Consider the following 14,313-nt stretch of genomic DNA (forward strand, 5'->3'; position numbering starts at 1 on the left):
GCGCACACCCCCGCCATTTTCGCTCCGTCGTCCCGAATGACACATTCGGTCGCGGAACGTCACGCGGTTCCCGGTTTTCCCGCTCGTGATCGCTCTCACCCGGTTTTTCACCCGGCAGTGGCGTGACGGACGCCCGGAGGGGGCTGCGGTCAGCTGAAGCGGACCTCACCCACGACGACGCCGTCGAGCTCGCGCACGAAGTCGGCGCCGAACGCGCTGGACGGCGTGTGCGAGCCCGGCGCCACTGCGTTGATCTTGGCGATGGCGCGGAGCACGGAGTCCGCGGTGAGGCTGTACGGGTTCGGGGTGGTGATCGCGCAGCCGACCTTCGTCCGCGCGTCCCACGCCTCGCCGAACACCTCGGCGCGTGTGTTCGCGCGCTTGCGCTCGTCGGGCCCCTTCACCTTCCCCGCGACGGCCTTCGCGGCGGTCTGCACCAACGACGTCCGCAGCACGGGCGCGAACAACCGCTGCAACTGCCCGAGCACGCCGGGCACTGTGGTGAACGTCGTGATGTTCGGTATACCGGTCGAGCGGTACGCGGTGCTCACGTCACCCCACGGGATGCTGCCGACCTCACGCGGCCCCGACCGGAAGTGGGCGGTGCGCCTGCGGTGGCCGATGCGGACGCTCCTCAGGTCGCCGTTCACCCGGATCCGCCCGCCGACCGCCGCGCCCTCGACGGACGTCTTGGTCGTGCCCGCGCTCGCGCCTCCCCCGACGATGAACGCGAGGTCGAGGTGCGTGGCGGTCGGCAGGGCGTTCTTCAGGATCGCGGCGACGCAGTCCGTGGGGACGACGTCGAACCCGGCGCCGGGCAACAGCACGATGCCGGCCTTGCGCGCGTCGTCGTCCCTCAGGCTGACGGACTCGAAGACGTCGATCTCGCCGGTGATGTCGACGTAGTGCGTGCGGGTCTTCAGGCAGGCGTCGACCATCGCGGCGGCGGTGTGCGCGAACGGGCCCGCGCAGTGCACGACGGCGTCGACGTCCTCGAGGTGCGCCGGCGCGTCGCTCAGGTCGAACGCGCGGTGCTCCAGCCCGAGGGCGGCGGCGACCGGCTCGACCTTCTCCCGCGAGCGACCGGCGAGGACCGGCCGTTCCCCGCGCTCGACCGCGAGCTCCGCGATGAGACGTCCGGTGTAGCCGTTGGCGCCGTAGACCATCCACGTCATGCCGCGACCTTACCGGCGAGTAGCCTTGCGTGAGGAGAGCAAGGAGCCGATCAGCAGCACCACGCCCACCCCGATCACCGGCAGCGCCCAGAGCAACCGGCGATGCCGCAGGTCGGCGCAGATGTCCACATAGGCCGGACTGACCGCGGCGGCCCCCGGCTCGTCGAACCCCATGCCCAGACCGTTGCCGCACGGGATCAGCGCCCCGCTCGGCGCCTCGACCGCCAGCATGACGAACAGGATCGCCCCTCCACCGAGCAGGAACGCGAGGCCGACGACGACGGCGAACGTGCGCACTGACATGAGCAAAAGTTACGTCTCAAATGGACTTTCGGATAGCCCTGGTCAGACTCATTGGGGTTGATCCCCTAATCCCCCGCTGAACACCGCCGGTTCCCCGTCCCACGATGCGGGCGAGAACGAGTAGCGCTGCTCCACCCGGCCGTGGCGCGGATGCGGCACAGGGGCGCCGGCCTTGATCCAGCCGAGGCGTTCGTAGAGCCGCACGCCCCTGACGTTGTCGACGAAGACCAGCAACTCGGCTCTTTCATATCCGTTCTCGATCAATACACCGGGCAGCGCGCGCAACAACGCCTCCCCGACGCCCCTGCCCCACGCGCCGGGGTGCACGCCCACGTAGTTGACGAAGGCTGTGTCCGTCCCTTGTGGACCGCCGGCCACGAATCCCACCGCCTCGCCGCCGTCCAGCGCGAGCAGGAACAGCGCCGGATCGTTGCTGAGCGCGTTCTCGATGCCGGGTCGCGCTTCCTCCAGCGACGGGACTTCGTAGCCGTCCCTCCTGGCGACCGCGTGCGCCCAGATCGACGCGGCGGTGACGACGTCCCCGGCTCCCCCTCGGATGATCTCCACGCGACCCAGCGTGTCAGCCCTTGAGCACGACGGGAAGCGATTTGAGGCTGACCATGATGTCGTTGTGCGTGACCTCGGGCTGCCCGTCGCCCGAGTAGGTGGCGCGCGGGAACCGGGCCGTCAGCAGCCGCAGCACGGTTTCGGTCTCCAGCCGGGCGAGCGCCGATCCCAGGCAGAAGTGCGGGCCGTGGCCGAACGACGCGTGGCCGGTCGTCGACCGGTCCAGGCGGTAGCGCACGGCGTCCTCGTGCGCTCGCGGGCAGCGTCCGGCCGCACCGAGGTTGATCAGCAGCAGTGTGTTCGCCGGTACCTGCACGCCGCCGATGCCGACCGGTTCGGTGGTGATGCGGTGCGTGGCGCTGCGGACCGGTGAGTTGTGCCGCAACGTCTCCTCGACGAGGGCCGGGATGATGCCGGGGTCGGCGGCGGCCTTCTCCCACAGGTCGTTGTCCAACGCGTCGTGCACCACGTTCGCGATGAGGCCGGCTGACGTCTCGTGGCCCGCCACTACGAGGAGGAACGCCATCGCCATCAGTTCGTCGTGGGAGAGGCGGTCGCCGTTGTCGTCGGCCGCGACCACCGCGCCGAACAGTGACGTCTTGTCGAGTGCCTCGCTCGTGAGCAACGCGTGGAAGTAGCCACCCAGCTCGTCGCTCGCGGGCTGCGACACCTCGGGGTCCATCGACATCATGGTCTCGATCAACGCGCGGACGCGCGCGCGGTCCGGCCCTGGCACGCCGAGAACCTCGCCGATGACGTGCAGCGGCATCGGCACGGCGAGTTCTTCGACGAGATCGATCCGCCGGCCGGCCGGCAGCCGGTCGACCAGCTCCGCGGTGATCTCCTCGATGCGGGGCGCCAGCTGCTGCACCGCCCTGCCGTTGAACGCCTTGACCGCGAGCGCCCTGAGCCGGGCGTGCTGCGGGTTGTCGCTGTTGAGCATGCTCGGCCCGAACAGCCCGGCGAGGTTCTCCTGCGTGCTGCCCCGCGCCGCGAGCTGACGCTTGATCTCGCGTTGCAGTGCCGCGCTGTCCTTGGAGAGCCGCTGATCGGTGAGCAGCTGACGGGTGAGTTCCAGCCCAACAGTCACCACCTGCACTTCAACACCGTTGGGCAACGTCACGGCGTGCAGGGGCCCTCGCTCCCGTGCGTCGTCCTCGACCCGATGGTGCTCTCGCGCCCGCAGGTCGCCGCCGCCCAGCAAGTTCGACATGCTCGGGTTCGCCTCCGTATGGATCGACTGAGACCGTTCTACCCGCACGGCGGCGCCCACGGTTCAGAGAGCGTCCAATGCCCTGATCGTCTCCACGGCAGGCAACCGCGGCGGCTCCGCGGCGATGGCCCGGCGTCCGAGAACCCACTCCGGCAGGTGATGCCGCAACGCCGCCCGCCCCTCGGCCGTGATGTCGACCGGCGCCGCCATCCCGTGGTCCATCGCCCGCTCGGGCTTGACCCACGTGATCCAGTTCCGCGCCCGCAGGATCTCCAGGTCGTCCGCGTCCCACTGCTTGGCGGGCCGGTGCTCCAGGTACCAACTCGTGGCGCCGCGGTGCACGCCGCCCTGCTCGACCAGGGCCAGCAGCTTGACCTGCTCCTGCGTGACGGTGGTGGGAACGGGCTTCGGGGCCTTGCCCTTGCGCTTCACGGTCCTGGTCGTCCTTCGGAGGTGGCGGGCCCAAACGTCCAACGGCAGCACGTAAAGTACGGCACCGCCCCGGCACGTTCCAGCGAAAGACGGGATCGTGGGCAGGCACCGCGGAAAGCCTGGAGCGGTCGCTGATTCGACACCGGGTGGAGACGAGCACGCCGTCGGCCGGGCGCGCTTGAGGCCCAGCACGCCACCCAGGCGGCCGAGCGAAGCAAGGCCGAACCGGGGGTCCGGGGGCGGAGCCCGCCGGGAGGCATTCACACCAGCCACGCTGGGTCGGGACCAACCGCACCGTGGGGGTTTGGGCGGCTCGGCACCCAACATGATCACGGCCGACCCGGCGAAAGTGGCGCAGCCACTGAGCAGGGTCGGCCGAAGGCCGTGGGCGCGACAGGGATCGAACCTGCGACCGCTCGGGTGTAAACCGAGTGCTCTCCCGCTGAGCTACACGCCCCGGCCCCGCGCCGCACAGGCGCAGGGGTACAGCTACATCATGCCCCGAGAGAGGCTACGGCCTTCTTCCAGCCGTCCTGATCCCGGGCCTCACCCGGCGCGTTCACCTCGGCGAAGCGCACCACGCCCGACACGTCGATCAGGAACGTGCCCCGCAGCGCCATGCCCACGGCCTCGTTGAACACGCCGTAGGACTGGGCGACAGCGCCGTGCGGCCAGAAGTCCGACAGCAGCGGGAACTCGTAGCCCTCCTGGTTCGCCCACGCCTTCAGCGCGAACGGGGAGTCCACCGACACGCCCAGCACCTGGACGTTCTCGTTCTCGTAGGACGCCAGTTCGTCGCGCAGCTGGCAGAGCTCGCCATGACAGATGCCGCTGAACGCGAACGGGTAGAAGACCAGGAGCACGTTCTTCTCGCCACGGAACGACGACAGCGTCACGGGCTGCTTGTTGTAGTCGTTGAGCGTGAAGTCCGGGGCTTCCGAACCGACCTCGACCGCCATCAGACAAACCCCTCCGGTTGACCAGGACGAAACCACGGGCGAGCTACCGCCCGTGGATCAACCTTATGCCAGCCGGATCCGGGTCAGCGCTTGGCCTTGACCGACTTCGGCCACACCAGGCGGATGCCCGCCCAGTCGTCGGCCACGCTGATGTTCGAGGTCTGCGACAGGCCGGCGGTCGGGACCGCTTCGGCGACGTCGCTCGGCTCCACGTGGCCGGGGCGGCCGGTCTTCGGGGTGAGAACCCAGATCACGCCGTCCTCGGCGAGCACGCCGGTGGCCTCGAGCAGGGCGTCAACCAGGTCGCCGTCGTCCTCCCGCCACCAGAGCAGGACGACGCTCACGGTCTCATCGGCGTCCTCGTCGAGGAGGTCGCCCCCGATCTGCTCCTCGACTGCGGCACGCAAGGCGTCGTCGACGTCCTCGTCCCAGCCGAGTTCTTGGACGACCATGCCCGATTCGATCCCGAGCTTCTCGGCGACGCCGATCTTGCCGGCGTCTTCCGCGGCGACCACGGTTTTCACTCCTCCAACTACGCAAGAGCGACAGCCCTGAGACTGCCGCTGAGGTCGGTTACTCCGGCTAGCGAACACTGTCGGCTACCTCCGGCGCAACTGTTGACCACGTGACACGCCGTAACAGGCACCCCTGTGGAAGTCCCTACACTGGCATGAGGCACGCTCTACATACCTCTTATCGCGCGCGCGTGAGCGACACGATCCAGAACTACCGATCAGTAGCGGTGACGAAGTCGTCGCGCAAGGACAACGATAGGAGCGCGTGGCACGGTTTTCCGGGCCAGCGCGTGTACCGCCAACGAAGCCGAGGAGACACCTTGAGCCCGCAGAACACCGGCCCCGAGCGGGTACGTGTCATTCGTGATGGCATGGCAGCACACCTGCCGGACATCGACCCGGAAGAGACCTCGGAGTGGCTGGAGTCGTTCGACGAGGTCCTCAAGGGTGGCGGACAGCAGCGGGCGCGCTATCTGATGCTGCGCCTGCTGGAGCGGGCACGCGAGAACCAGGTCGGCATGCCGTCGCTGACCAGCACCGACTACGTCAACACCATCCCCACCGAGCGGGAGCCGTGGTTCCCCGGTGACGAGGAGGTGGAGCGCCGCTACCGTGCGTGGATCCGCTGGAACGCGGCGATGACCGTGCACCGCGCGCAGCGACCCGGCGTGGGTGTCGGTGGCCACATTTCGACGTACGCGTCCAGCGCGTCGCTCTACGAGGTCGGCTTCAACCACTTCTTCCGCGGCAAGAACCACCCCGGCGGCGGCGACCAGATCTTCATCCAGGGCCACGCCTCCCCCGGCGTGTACGCCCGCGCGTTCCTCGAGGGCCGCCTGAGCGAGCACCAGCTCGACGGCTTCCGCCAGGAGTACTCGCACGCGGGCCCCGGCGGCGGCCTGCCGTCGTACCCGCACCCGCGGCTCATGCCGGACTTCTGGGAGTTCCCCACGGTCTCCATGGGCATCGGCCCGATGAACGCGATCTACCAGGCGCGGTTCAACCGCTACCTGCGCGACCGCGGCTTCAAGGACACGTCCGACCAGCACGTGTGGGCGTTCCTCGGCGACGGCGAGATGGACGAGCCCGAGTCGCGCGGCCTGCTCCAGCTCGCGGCGAACGAGCAGCTCGACAACCTGACGTTCGTCGTCAACTGCAACCTGCAGCGCCTCGACGGCCCCGTGCGCGGCAACGGCAAGATCATCCAGGAGCTGGAGTCGTTCTTCCGCGGCGCCGGCTGGAACGTCATCAAGGTCGTCTGGGGCCGCGAGTGGGACGCGCTGCTGCACGCCGACCGCGACGGCGCGCTCGTCAACCTGATGAACAACACGCCCGACGGTGATTACCAGACCTACAAGGCGAACGACGGCGCGTACGTCAAGGAGCACTTCTTCGGCCGCGACCCGCGGACGAAGGCGCTCGTCGACGCCATGAGCGACGACGAGGTGTGGAACCTCAAGCGCGGCGGCCACGACTACCGCAAGGTGTACGCGGCGTACAAGGCGGCGACCGAGACCGTCGGCCAGCCCACCGTCATCCTCGCCAAGACCATCAAGGGCTACTCGCTCGGCCCGCACTTCGCGGCCCGCAACGCGACGCACCAGATGAAGAAGATGACCCTGGCCGACCTCAAGGGCTTCCGGGACAGCCTGCGCATCCCGATCTCGGACGCGCAGCTCGACGCCGACCCGTACCTGCCGCCGTACTACCACCCCGGGCAGGACTCGCCCGAAATCCAGTACATGATGGAGCGCCGCCGTCAGCTGGGTGGTTTCCTGCCGGAGCGCCGCACGAAGTCCAAGGCACTGGTGCTGCCGGGCGACAAGGTCTACGAGGGTGTCCGCCGCGGCTCCGGCAAGCAGGAGGTCGCCACGACGATGGCGTTCGTCCGGCTCGTCCGCGACCTCGCGAAGGACCCGGAGATCGGCCCGCGCATCGTGCCGATCATCCCGGACGAGGCACGGACGTTCGGCATGGACTCCATGTTCCCGACGCAGAAGATCTACAACCCGAACGGCCAGGCGTACACCTCGGTGGACGCCAACCTGATGCTCGCCTACAAGGAGTCCGAGCAGGGTCAGATCCTGCACGAGGGCATCAACGAGGCGGGTTCCACGGCGTCGTTCACGGCGGCCGGCACGTCCTACGCCACCCAGGGCGAGCCGATGATCCCGATCTACATCTTCTACTCGATGTTCGGTTTCCAGCGCACGGGCGACGGCCTGTGGGCGGCGGCGGACCAGATGGCGCGCGGCTTCGTGCTGGGTGCCACCGCGGGCCGCACCACGCTGACCGGTGAGGGCCTGCAGCACGCCGACGGCCACTCGCTGCTGCTGGCGCACACGAACCCGGCCGTCGTCTCCTACGACCCGGCGTGGTCCTTCGAGGTGGCGCACATCGTCAAGGACGGTCTGCGCAGGATGTACGGCGAGAACGCCGAGAACATCTTCTACTACATGACGGTCTACAACGAGCCGTACGTCCAGCCGGCCGAGCCGGAGGGCCTGGACGTGGAAGGCCTGCTGCGGGGCCTCTACAAGTACCAGGACGGGCCGCAGACCGGTGGTCCCCGTGCCCAGATCCTCGGCTCGGGTGTCGGCCTCCCGTGGGCTCTCAAGGCCCAGAAGATGCTCGCCGACGAGTGGGGCGTCTCCGCGGACGTGTGGTCCGCCACGTCGTACTCGGAACTGCGCCGCGACGCCGTCGACACCGACCGCCACAACCTGCTGCACCCGGACGCCGAGCCGCGCGTGCCGTACGTGACGCAGGTGCTGCAGGACGTGCAGGGCCCGGTCGTCGCGGTCTCCGACTGGGCGTCGGCGATCCCGGACCTGATCCGCCCGTACGTCCCGACCGACATGACGACCCTGGGCACGGACGGCTTCGGCTTCTCCGACACCCGCCCGGCCGCCCGCCGCCACTTCCTGGTGGACGCGGAGTCCGTCGTCGTCGCCACGCTGGCCGCACTGGCCAGGCGCGGCGAGGTCGAGCAGTCCAAGGTCGTCGAGGCGGCCCGCAAGTACCGCATCGACGACGTGCAGGCCGCTGGGCCCTCCACGTCGGACGCGGGTCTCGCGTAGCCGCCGGAGCCCGCTGAGGCGCTGGAAAACGATCTGAGGGGCCGTTCCGCTGCTGCGGGACGGCCCCTCGTCAGTCGGCTAGCACTGAGCGACGGGCCGAGCCTTCAGCAGGGGCTCGTCGGCTCGCGCGTCGAGGAGAAGCGGGATCACCGCACGGGCTTCCTGCTTCAACGGCACGATGCGGTCGCCGCCGCGCAGGTACTGCGACCTGATGCCGTGCAGGGCGAGCTCGTCCTGGAAGTCGCGGTACTGGGCACCGGTCAGGACGTAGCCGCACGGTGGCGTCGTGAGCACGTCCTCGGGGGCCGGCGCCTGGTTGTCGGCGCCGCCGAAGTACACCGGGCCGGACCTGACGGCGCGGGACGCCGCGGTCGCCGCGTCGATGGCCGAGCGGTTCTCGCGGACGAACGACTGGGTGCCGTCGAGGCCCAGGAGCTGCGACCCGACGCGGTAGGCGGGCGTGCCGTCGACGTTGGTCTCCACCAGGATCCCCGTGGAGTGCTTGAGGCCGCTCGTGTTGCGCAGGATGCGTTCCTGGTGGTCGCCCGCCACCTGCCTGATCGGCTCTCCGGTCACCGGGTCCACGTGGATGCCGTAGACGCCGGAGGTCCGGCCGCCGGCCTCCACGGAGGGACGGACGTACGAGCGGGACAACGTCTCGGAGAGGTCGTGCACGCCGTCGGCGACGTTCAGGTTGCGCGGCCACAGCCAGAGGAAGTCCTTCACGTAGTACGGCGCGGAGGGGCCGAACTCGTGCAGGTCGTGGATGACGTCGGGCTTCCAGTCGCGGATCACCGACGCCATCGCGCGGGCCTCGGCGGTGCGCAGCAGCAGGTGGTCGCGGTTGATGTCGATGCCGGCGGAGTTGCCGCGGGTGTCCGCGACCCGGCCGTCGGGGTTGGCGTTCGGGACGAACAGGTACGTCACGCCGGACGACCTGGGCAGCGAGCGCATGCGGATCAGGCACGCCTCACGGCCGGCGGGTTCGTTGCCGTGCTGCGAGCAGATGAAGAGCACGACGGTGCGCGCGGAGCGGGAACCCACGCGCACGAGCTGGATCGGACGGCCTTGGGCGGTCACCCCGATCTCGGACACGGGCAGGCCGGTCGCGCGCAGGTAGGCCTGTTCCTCGGACTCGGTCGTCCACTTGCCGGTGAGCTCGAATCCGGTGCGCGGCGGCTCGGGAGCGGCCAGCGCCGGAACGGGAACCAGCAACGAAGCAGCAGCCAGTAATGCGATCAGTCCCCTCATAGAGGAGACTTTGCCGCCTCTGTCAACCGGCGGGCGGTGCGGTTCCAGTCGACGAAACCGTGGATCACCAGGCCCGCGAAGATCACGTAGACGAACGCGCTGAAGTACAGGCCCGACTGGATCTGCAACGGCACGCCGACGGCGTCGACCACCAGCCACACCAGCCAGAACTCCACCAGCCCCAGGCCCTGCAGGGCGAACGCGAGGATCGTGCCGACGAAGATCGCGGCGTCCGGCCACGGCGCCCACGAGGCGTCCAGCGCGTCCAGCACCAGCGCGTACGCGACCGTCCCGGCGACGAAGACACCGGCGACCGCGAACCGCTCGCGCCAGGAACCCTTGCGCACCACCACACCGAAGACCGGGTCACGCCGGCGCACCCACGCGTACCAGCCGTAGACGGCGATCGCGCCGACAACCACCTGACGGGTCGCGAGTCCGCCCAGGTGGGCCGACAGGTAGACCGTGAAGAGCAGTGCGACCGAGACCAGCTGAACGGGCCAGGTCAGCAGCGATCGGCGCTGTGCGAGGAACACCACCGCGAGCGCCAGCACCTGCCCGACCAGCTCCGTGTACGCGATCTTCTGGCCGAAGATCGTCAATCCCAGCTCGTACCACACGGCTTGTTCCCCCGCGGTTCAGTCGCTGTATACCGGTGTTTCCTACGGTCCCACCATGTCATCTTCCTTAGCACTGGCGCTCGTCCCTTTGTTCCTCACCACCCCTGCGACGCCCGTCATCACACCGACGGTGATCACGCAGACGTTCGAGGAGCCCGCGGACGCGGACGACCCGGCCATCTGGGTGAACCCGCGCAACACCGAACGCAGTGTGGTCCTCGGCACGTTGAAGGAAGGCGGGCTCGCGGCGTTCGACCTGAACGGCCGCACCATCGGCGTCTACCCGGCGCCCCTGCCTCCCACGCCGGACGCGAAGCCCGGCCGCTACAACAACGTCGACGTGCTCGGCGACCTCGCGTTCGTCAGCGACCGCGGCCGTGACCGCGTCCGGGTGTTCCAAGTGGACGAACGCGGCGCGAGGGACGTGACGAACCCGGCGACCAGGCCGGTGTTCTCGAAGACCGAGGAAGAGGTCGACGAGCAGCACACCGTCTACGGCCTCGCCGCCGGACGTGTCAACGGCAAGGACGTCGTCGTCACCAGCAGGCGCAACGAGACCAGCATCGCGCTCCTCCAGGTCCAGAAGGGCAGGACCTACGACACCAGGAAGGTGTCCACTCTGGACCTCCCGAGCACCTTCACCCTGCCCAACGGCCAGAGCTGGACCGTGTGCGGCGAGCCCGGCGAGGACCCGCAGGTCGAGGGCATGGTGATCGACGAGAGGACGAACACCCTCTACGCCGCGCAGGAGGACGTCGGAATCTGGCGCATCCCGTTGCGGGCCAACGGCTTCGGCAAGCCGCAGCTGGTCGACAAGGTCCGCACGTTCGGCGCGCCGCAGAAGTACGACCCCGAGACCGAGGAGTGCGTGGCCGACGGCCCGGACCCCGGCTTCGGCGGCCAGTGGCTCGAAGCCGACGCCGAGGGCCTCACGATCGCGGGCGACGTCCTGCTCGCCTCCAGCCAGGGCGACTCACGGTTCGTGGCCTACCGCAAGGCCGACATGGTGCCGCTCAAGGACTTCCGCGTCTCCGGCGTCGAGCACTCCGACGGCGCCGACATCGTCCTCGGAAAGCTCAACCTGCTCGTCGTCCACGACGGGGAACGCCCGAACGGCACCGGGTTCGCGTTCATCAGGTTCTAACCTGTCCCGATGGGGATCCTGAGCCGGAACCAGCTCAACCGAGCGCTGATCGAACGCCAGCTGCTGCGCGAGCGCGCCGACCGGAGCGCGCTCGCCACCGTCGAGCACCTCGTCGGCATCCAGGCGCAGGAACCGAAGTCGCCCTACGTCGGCCTCTGGACCCGCCTGCGGGACTTCCGGCCGCAGGAGCTCGAAGACCTGCTCACCGGCAGGCAGGCCGTCCGCATGCTGCTGATGCGCGGCACGATCCACCTGGTCACCGCCGGCGACGCGCTCGGGCTGCGGCCTCACACCCAGCTCAAGCTCGACCGCGAACTGCGCAGCGGCCCGTTCGCCGCCCCGCTCAGGGGACTCGACCTCGACGAGGTAGCCGAAGCGGGCCGCGAGATCCTCGACGACACCCCGCAGGGCACCGCGGACGCCGGCAGGCAGCTCAAAGAACGCTGGCCCGACCGCGAACACACCGTCCTCGGCAACGCCCTGCGCAACAAGCTCGCCCTGGTCCAGCTCCCTCCGCGCGGCCTGTGGCACCGCAGCGGCCGGGCCGTGTGCACGACCGTCGAGAACTGGCTCGGCGAGCCGCAGCGGGCCATGGACAGGCAGGAGCTGATCCTGCGCTACCTCGGGGCGTTCGGCCCGGCGACGGTGATGGACGCCCAGCAGTGGTCCGGCCTCACCCGGCTCGGCGAGGTCTTCGGGCAGCTCAGGCCCAGCCTCGTGACGTTCCGCGACGAGGCCGGCAAGGAGCTGTTCGACCTCCCCGACGCCCCGCGCCCCGACCAGGACACCCCGCTCCCGGTCCGGCTCCTGCCCGAGTTCGACAACATCCTGCTCGCCCACGCCGACCGCCGCCGCGTCATCGCGGACGACCGGCTCGGCGTGGTCATCGGCGGCAAGCCCACGGTCCTCGTCGACGGCTACGTCGCCGCCACCTGGGCGATCAGCAAGGACCGCACCATCACCGTCGACTACCTCGACGAGCTGCCGAAGAGCAGGCAGAAGGCGGTCGCCGAGGAGTGCGACCGCCTTCAGGACTGGATGCGGAGCTGACGGCCCGCCTGGCGTCACAGGCAACGCTCCGCTAGGCCGCGACCTCGACGTGCGCGCCGTCGCCGACGACCAGCCGGTGCTGGCGCGCCGACCCGACCCGCGCCCGGCGGCCGATCAGCGACGTCTCGATGCCGGACACGTTGTGCACGGACGCCTCGTTGAGCACGATCGAGTCGGCCACGCCGGACTCGGTGATCCGGCAGTCCGCGCCGATCGACGTGTACGGCCCGATGATCGACTCCTCGACCAGCGTGCCGGCGCCGATGATCGCGGGACCGACGATGCACGACCGCACCACGCGCGCCCCCTCCTCGACCACGACGTCACCGATCAGCCGCGACTCGTCGTCGACGATGCCCTGGATGTCCGTGCGCAGCCCCATCAGCAGCTCGCGGTTGCACTCCAGCACGTCCTCGACCTTGCCGGTGTCCTTCCAGAACCCGGAGTACATCCGCGCCCGCACGTCCCGCTCGTGCGTCACCAGCCACTGCAACGCGTCGGTGATCTCGAACTCGCCGCGCCACGACGGCTCGATCGCGTCGACGGCGGCGTGGATCGCGGGCGTGAAGAAGTAGACGCCGATCATCGCGAGGTCGCTGCGCGGCTCCTGCGGGTGCTCGATCAGGCGCGTCACGCGCGAGTTCTCGTCCACCTCCGCGACGCCGTACCGGCGCGGGTCCTCCACCTTGTCCACCAGCACCTGCGCGGACGGCCGCAGCCGCGCGAACTCGTCCGCGATCTGGCCGATGCCCTCGGCCAGGACGTTGTCGCCCAGGTACATCACGAAGTCGTCGTCGCCGAGGAACGGCCGTGCGATCCGCACGCAGTGCGCCAGCCCCAGAGGCACGTCCTGCTTGATGTAGGTGATCGAGACACCCAGGTAGGAGCCGTCGCCGAACAGCTCGGAGATCTCCTGGCCGCCCTGGCCGACGACGATGCCGATCTCGGTGATCCCGACGTCCCGCAGGTTCTCCACGACGTACTCGATCACCGGCTTGTTCGCGATGGGGACGATCTGCCGGGGCAGCGAGTATCCGGCCGGGCGCACGCCCGCGGACAGCACAAGGGCTTTCATAGGTCCTCCACCGCGACGGAACAGTTCGGGTGGAGACGAGGCTCCGTGCGCGCGCTGGACCGGAACTGGAGAACCGTCAGAACACGAGGAAGGGGCCCTGCGCGAGATGTTTGCGCAGGGCCCCTTCCACGAGGTGAGAACTACTTCTCAGACATCGAGGGTGCCCGACGCAGGCGGTGGCATGTCACCCGAACGGCGGGCCGCTCCTGCCGGCATCTCCTGCGACGCACGCGGCGTCGGCGACTGAACGGCCGCCGCCTCGTCCTGCACGCGGTTCAGCCAGCCCTCCCAGCGCGACTGCATCGGGCGGACCAGGCCGCCACCCACACCGATGACGATGACGCCGGCGACGGTGGCGAGCACGGCGATCAGGACCGGCATGGTCACCGAGATCGCGATGCCCAGCTGGTTGAGGGCCGCGATGACGCCCAGCGCCATCACGAAGCCGTACGTGATGTTGCCCATCAGCCTCGTGTACGAACGGGCGCCGAGCGCACCGGTCACGAGGCCCTTGAGCGCCGTGCCGATCGCCGACGCGACGATCACGAGCACCAGCGCGACGACGATGCGCGGCAGGTACGCGATGACGTCGTTCAGCAGCGTGCTGACCGGGTTGGAGGCACCGAAGACGCCGAACGCCAGCTGCAGCGCGATGAGCAGCACGAAGTAGTAGACGATCTTGGCGATCAGGCCGGAAGCGTCCATCGACGACTGCTTCATGGCTCCGTTGAGGCCCGACCTGTCGACCAGCTTCTCGAAGCCGACGCGCTTGAGCAGGAACCGGACCGCCTTGGCGAGTGCCTTCGCGATGAACCAGCCGATGAGCAGGACGACCAGGAAGCCGAGGAGCTTCGGCACGAACGTGGCGATCATCGTCCACGCCTGGCCCAGGCCCTCCGTGATTTGCGAACCCACGGGCCCTCCTAGAA

General features: G+C 69.3%; 14 protein-coding genes and 1 tRNA gene. 3 read left to right on the forward strand and 12 right to left on the reverse strand.

Annotated features, from left to right (window positions below):
- Positions 1 to 149: 149 nt before the first annotated feature.
- The 8 genes from ACRSBM_RS30530 to ACRSBM_RS30565 form a co-directional block, all read right to left on the reverse strand.
- Positions 150 to 1,175 (reverse strand): saccharopine dehydrogenase family protein, encoded by a 1,026-nt coding sequence (locus tag ACRSBM_RS30530; protein WP_434448581.1) that lies wholly within the window; start codon positions 1,173 to 1,175, stop codon positions 150 to 152.
- A 9-nt stretch (positions 1,176 to 1,184) separates the two neighbouring features.
- Complete coding sequence (locus ACRSBM_RS30535; RefSeq protein ID WP_434448583.1) at positions 1,185 to 1,478, reverse strand: hypothetical protein; 294 nt, start codon at positions 1,476 to 1,478, stop codon at positions 1,185 to 1,187.
- 48 nt (positions 1,479 to 1,526) lie between these two features.
- Positions 1,527 to 2,045, reverse strand: a complete 519-nt coding sequence (locus tag ACRSBM_RS30540) for a GNAT family N-acetyltransferase (RefSeq protein ID WP_434448585.1) — start codon at positions 2,043 to 2,045, stop codon at positions 1,527 to 1,529.
- A gap of 13 nt (positions 2,046 to 2,058) precedes the next feature.
- Positions 2,059 to 3,258 carry a cytochrome P450 gene (locus tag ACRSBM_RS30545; protein ID WP_434448587.1) on the reverse strand — a complete coding sequence of 400 codons (1,200 nt, stop codon included), beginning with the start codon at positions 3,256 to 3,258 and terminating at the stop codon, positions 2,059 to 2,061.
- Between the two features lie 63 nt (positions 3,259 to 3,321).
- A complete protein-coding gene (locus ACRSBM_RS30550; RefSeq protein ID WP_434448588.1) occupies positions 3,322 to 3,690 on the reverse strand; it encodes a hypothetical protein in 369 nt (122 codons plus the stop codon).
- Positions 3,691 to 4,075: 385 nt separating this feature from the next.
- A tRNA-Val gene (locus ACRSBM_RS30555) sits at positions 4,076 to 4,147 on the reverse strand.
- 37 nt (positions 4,148 to 4,184) lie between these two features.
- Positions 4,185 to 4,649 carry a peroxiredoxin gene (locus ACRSBM_RS30560; RefSeq protein WP_434448590.1) on the reverse strand — a complete coding sequence of 155 codons (465 nt, stop codon included), beginning with the start codon at positions 4,647 to 4,649 and terminating at the stop codon, positions 4,185 to 4,187.
- A gap of 83 nt (positions 4,650 to 4,732) precedes the next feature.
- Positions 4,733 to 5,164, reverse strand: a complete 432-nt coding sequence (locus tag ACRSBM_RS30565) for a DUF3052 domain-containing protein (protein ID WP_434448592.1) — start codon at positions 5,162 to 5,164, stop codon at positions 4,733 to 4,735.
- Positions 5,165 to 5,535: 371 nt separating this feature from the next.
- Between ACRSBM_RS30565 and aceE the strand changes: the two genes are divergently transcribed.
- Positions 5,536 to 8,244 carry a pyruvate dehydrogenase (acetyl-transferring), homodimeric type gene (gene aceE / locus ACRSBM_RS30570; RefSeq protein WP_434448593.1) on the forward strand — a complete coding sequence of 903 codons (2,709 nt, stop codon included), beginning with the start codon at positions 5,536 to 5,538 and terminating at the stop codon, positions 8,242 to 8,244.
- 78 nt (positions 8,245 to 8,322) lie between these two features.
- Here the strand turns inward: aceE and ACRSBM_RS30575 are convergent, their stop codons facing one another.
- A complete protein-coding gene (locus ACRSBM_RS30575; protein WP_434448595.1) occupies positions 8,323 to 9,495 on the reverse strand; it encodes a M14 family zinc carboxypeptidase in 1,173 nt (390 codons plus the stop codon).
- Positions 9,492 to 10,115, reverse strand: a complete 624-nt coding sequence (gene pnuC / locus ACRSBM_RS30580) for a nicotinamide riboside transporter PnuC (protein WP_434448596.1) — start codon at positions 10,113 to 10,115, stop codon at positions 9,492 to 9,494. The genes ACRSBM_RS30575 and pnuC overlap by 4 nt, the downstream gene beginning before the upstream one ends.
- Positions 10,116 to 10,170: 55 nt before the next feature.
- Here pnuC and ACRSBM_RS30585 point away from each other — a divergent pair, with 55 nt between their 5' ends.
- Both ACRSBM_RS30585 and ACRSBM_RS30590 read left to right on the forward strand, forming a co-directional pair.
- On the forward strand, positions 10,171 to 11,259 hold the full coding sequence (locus tag ACRSBM_RS30585) for a phytase (protein WP_434448598.1): 1,089 nt from the start codon (positions 10,171 to 10,173) through the stop codon (positions 11,257 to 11,259).
- Positions 11,260 to 11,268: 9 nt separating this feature from the next.
- Positions 11,269 to 12,309: a winged helix DNA-binding domain-containing protein gene (locus tag ACRSBM_RS30590; RefSeq protein WP_434448600.1), complete on the forward strand. Its 1,041-nt coding sequence runs from the start codon at positions 11,269 to 11,271 to the stop codon at positions 12,307 to 12,309.
- 31 nt (positions 12,310 to 12,340) lie between these two features.
- Here the strand turns inward: ACRSBM_RS30590 and ACRSBM_RS30595 are convergent, their stop codons facing one another.
- Entirely contained in the window at positions 12,341 to 13,384 is a 1,044-nt protein-coding gene (locus ACRSBM_RS30595; protein ID WP_434448602.1) for a glucose-1-phosphate thymidylyltransferase, read from the reverse strand.
- 147 nt (positions 13,385 to 13,531) lie between these two features.
- Positions 13,532 to 14,299, reverse strand: coding sequence for a mechanosensitive ion channel family protein (locus ACRSBM_RS30600; RefSeq protein WP_434448604.1), 768 nt, complete (start codon positions 14,297 to 14,299; stop codon positions 13,532 to 13,534).
- Positions 14,300 to 14,313: the final 14 nt, after the last annotated feature.

The sequence above is a fragment of the Lentzea xerophila genome, assembly GCF_051094245.1.
GTDB lineage: Bacteria > Actinomycetota > Actinomycetes > Mycobacteriales > Pseudonocardiaceae > Lentzea > Lentzea xerophila.